3 protein-coding genes are annotated in these 2,881 nt (G+C 71.7%); 2 read left to right on the forward strand and 1 reads right to left on the reverse strand.

Annotated elements, in window-relative coordinates:
- Together E1182_RS31445 and E1182_RS32615 are read left to right on the forward strand one after the other, a co-directional pair.
- The coding region (locus E1182_RS31445; RefSeq protein ID WP_207921578.1) for a hypothetical protein at nucleotides 1-1,174 on the forward strand (1,174 nt) is incomplete at its 5' end.
- Between the two features lie 124 nt (nucleotides 1,175-1,298).
- Nucleotides 1,299-1,766, forward strand: a complete 468-nt coding sequence (locus tag E1182_RS32615; protein ID WP_132271113.1) for a DUF5946 family protein — start codon at nucleotides 1,299-1,301, stop codon at nucleotides 1,764-1,766.
- A gap of 108 nt (nucleotides 1,767-1,874) precedes the next feature.
- Here the strand turns inward: E1182_RS32615 and E1182_RS30045 are convergent.
- A partial coding sequence (locus E1182_RS30045) for a rhamnogalacturonan acetylesterase (RefSeq protein WP_132271114.1) occupies nucleotides 1,875-2,881 on the reverse strand: 1,007 nt, incomplete at its 5' end.

The following is a 2,881-nucleotide window of genomic DNA, read 5'->3' on the forward strand; positions in this document are numbered from 1 at the left end:
GGCCGGGCGCACCGGCAGGCCCAGTCGCGCGCCGACCAGCCGCGCGCCGACCAGCCGCGTCGCGACGACGCGCAGGACCGGCGCCGACACCGCCGCGGCTGAGGTGGCCCGCCGCTCATCCGGCTGTCTGCCGGTTCTCGTCCTGCTCCTGGCACCGTGTTTCCTCGGGTACGCGATCGGCCTTCCCGTACTCGCTCTGGCTTCACCGGCGCTCGTGCCCTATCTCTACCTCCACGATCCGGCCCAGTTCGCCGAACACCGCACCTTCGCGCTGTCGACGCTGGCGGCCGCGCCGGTGCTCGCCTTCCTGCTGGTCCGCTGGGCCAGCCCCGCCGGTGGGCGGCTGCGCGGCAGCCGCAGACGGCCCCTGCCGACGCCGCCGAAGGGCCGGTTCAATCCACGCGCCCGCCGCCCCGGGCTGGTGCGGGGCTACCTGGGCCGGATCGTCCTGCTGCTGACCGCCACGTCCGCCGCGGCGCTGTGGTTGCTGCTGCGCAGCAACGACGGACGCGGTCCGCAGGCGATGCAGGAGACGCTGACCCTGGTCGGCGGCGTCGCCGGCGCGACGGTCGTGGTGCTCTTCGCGATCCGCCGTTGGGACCGGCCCTACATCGCACCGGTCACCCTGGCGACCGTCCGCACGCAGGCCCGCCAGGCCGAGAAGGCACTACGCCGGGTACGCGCCGACAACGTACGCGTCGAACGGCTGGTGGCCGAGGTTTCGGCGAAACTGGCGGAGGCGCACACCAGAACAGACTTCGCCACCCTGCGTACCCTGCACACCGAGTCGTACGGATGCGCCGACAGCGTGTACGCCCACTACCGCTCGGTGCAGGAGACGCTGAACACCATGACCCACACGGTCCGGAGCGTGCGGATGGGCAGGTGGCAGCCGACGGGTGCGGTCATCCGGGCGGTGCACCGCGGTGCCCGCACGGAGGCGGCGCAACTGCGAGTGGCCACGGCCGGGCTCGCCACGACGGTCGCGAGCCTGAACGCCGAAACGGCCCGCAACCGGAAGCTCGTCGATCAACTCAACGTTCGCACGGCGGACGTCAAACACCGGATCCGCGACAATTGTGGTGCGGCCGGGTTGCGGTGGTTCGAAGACCTGGAGGCGCGCCGGGAGGCGGCCCGCGCCGCCGAGGGCAAGCCGCTGCGCGCGGCACGTTGACCCGGGGGCGACGCTTCGATGGAAGAATACGGGCGTGGCAGACCGTCGCGCAGATGACCGTAGTCCCGCGCCGGCAGCGCGTGACAGCCGACGCCCACCCGCGAATTCCGGCCCACCGGTCGCCGTGACCTGCGCGGAGTGCGGCGCGCCGCAGATACCGCGGCCCTGTCAGGACCTGTTCCACGAGTTGCTGGCGTTGGACCACTCGGGGCGGGCGCCGTGGGCGCCGGTTCACACGGTCGTGGTCGCGACTTTCTACCTTCAGCACTCCTCGCCCGTTGCGGCAGCCGGGCGGGCCACGCACTGGGCGATCCTGCAGATGTATCTCCGGGATGGCCTGGACGCCCTGCTGGCGGCAGCCCGCCAGGCCGTCAGACGCAACTCGCATCGCTTCGGTGGTCGCAGACCCACTGTGGATGACTATCCCGGCGGGCCACCGTTCCCGGTGGCCGCGCCCGCACCCGGGCGGTTCACCACCACGATCGTTGACGTCGCGGTCGACGGCACGTTCCCGCCGGACGGCCACGAGGACCGGGTACGGCGCTGGGCCGCCGCCACGGTCGCGGCCTGGACCGCCGCCACCGACCGCTGACGGCGCTCGGGCACCGGCGGCGGCCCCCGTCGACGCCGGCACCCGGCGGGTGCCCCGACTGTCGTGGACGGCCCGGCACCTGCAGGTGTGCCGGGCCGCGTCGTGCGGTCAACTCAGGTAGCTGACCAGCGGGAGGTTGCGTTCGCGGATGCCCTGCACCATCAGGTCGGCCATCCGTCCCGCGCCGTACTCGGAGAAGTGGGTGTTGTCGGTCACCCCGTCCGGCGACTGACGCAGGAACAGTTGGGCCGAGTTGGTCGGACCCATCGACTCGACCAGCGCCTCACTCTTGGCGGTCAGGTCGATCACCGGCACGTTCAGGGATGCGCCGAGGTTGCGCATCTCGCGCGGCAGGTTGGCTCCGACGCCGTTGATGTGCAGCGCGGTGTCGTTCAGCTGGTTGCCGGTGAACAGCCGCCGTACCGGCGGGGTGACCAGAACCGGCACGCCACCCCTGTCCCGCACCTGGTTGACCAGGGTGGTGAGGTTGCTGCGGAAGGCCGACGCGGTGGTCGACTTGTCGTTGTGCCCGAACTGGATGAACACCAGGTCGTTGCGCTTGATCAGCGGTCGCATCCTGGGGAACAGCGCCGAGTTGCTCAGGAAGCTGGCCGAGCTCTCCCCCGAATCGCCGTAGTTGGCCACCACCGCGCTCGCCGACAGGTGCCGGGGCAGGATCTGCCCCCATCCGGTGTACGGGGCGGTCGGCTGGTCGCAGACCGTGGAGTCACCGGCCAGGTAGGCCACGAGCGGACCACTGGCTGACTGGACGGTCAGACCGGACAGTTTCGGCGCGGACCCGGCGAACGTGATGTCCAACCCGGGGTTGCCGTTGCCACCCTGGCCGGTCGGCTGACCCTCCGGCTGCCGTACGTTGATCGTGAAGACGTACCGGTTGATGGTGCCGGCCGGAGTGTCGACCGCGGGGAGGAACCGCCGGCGGGCCTCCGCCGACATCGACGTGTTGCCCGCCGAGGTCCGGTCACCGATCCACGCGGTCACCGTGTAGTTGCCCGGGGAGACCGCGAAGCGGCAGACGATCGGCGAACTGCCGGAGCATTGCGGGGGCCGCCCCGGCGGCGGGGAGGTCGTCATGCTGGGTGACGGGGTGGGCG

The sequence above is a fragment of the Micromonospora sp. KC721 genome (assembly GCF_004348355.1).
Taxonomy (GTDB): domain Bacteria; phylum Actinomycetota; class Actinomycetes; order Mycobacteriales; family Micromonosporaceae; genus Micromonospora.